The sequence below is a fragment of the Kitasatospora nipponensis genome (assembly GCF_039528135.1).
Classification (GTDB): domain Bacteria; phylum Actinomycetota; class Actinomycetes; order Streptomycetales; family Streptomycetaceae; genus Kitasatospora; species Kitasatospora nipponensis.
The window spans coordinates 1-579 of sequence record NZ_BAAALF010000950.1; the positions used below are offsets into that span (position 1 = coordinate 1).

General features: G+C 71.7%; 1 pseudogene. It reads left to right on the forward strand.

Annotated elements, in window-relative coordinates:
* Window positions 1–303: pseudogene (locus ABD323_RS44250) on the forward strand (murein biosynthesis integral membrane protein MurJ); the annotation flags it as partial.
* Window positions 304–579 lie beyond the last annotated feature (276 nt).

The window sequence follows — 579 nt, forward strand, 5'->3', positions numbered from 1 at the left end:
GCCGTCGCGGTCGCGGTGCCCAAGCTCAAGGCGAAGGTCGGCGGCCTGGACACCGGACGGATCGCCAAGACCTACATCCGGCTGGCGATCGCCTCGCTGCCCGCCGCCGTCCTCGGCCTGGCGGCCAGTCTGCTGCTGAACGACCTGCTCACCGGGTGGCTCGGCGACTGGGCAGGCGCGGTGCTGACCGTCCTGCTCGCGGGCGGACTGCAGCTCACCGTGTTCGGCCTGATCGCCCGCCGGATGCGGATCGAGGAGCTGAACGCGATGATCGGTATGGTGCGCAGCCGCCTCGGCCGCTGACCCGGCGTCAGCCCGGACCCTCCGCTCCCTCAGGCCGCGTACCACCGCCCGGAGTCGGGCCGGACGGTCGCAACCGGAACGCAACCAGCCGGACCACCCAACGGTCGTAGCAGGGGAGGAAGAGTGGGCACAATTGTCCTGGCACGCTGCCGCCCCCAGGGGCCGGACGGACGGCCGGTTTTCCGGGACCCGGGGCGACACAAGGGGAGGCAGGACAACGGTGGCTGATGGCACCAAGGCGGTTGTCGGCACGTCCGTGACGGACGACGAGACGGC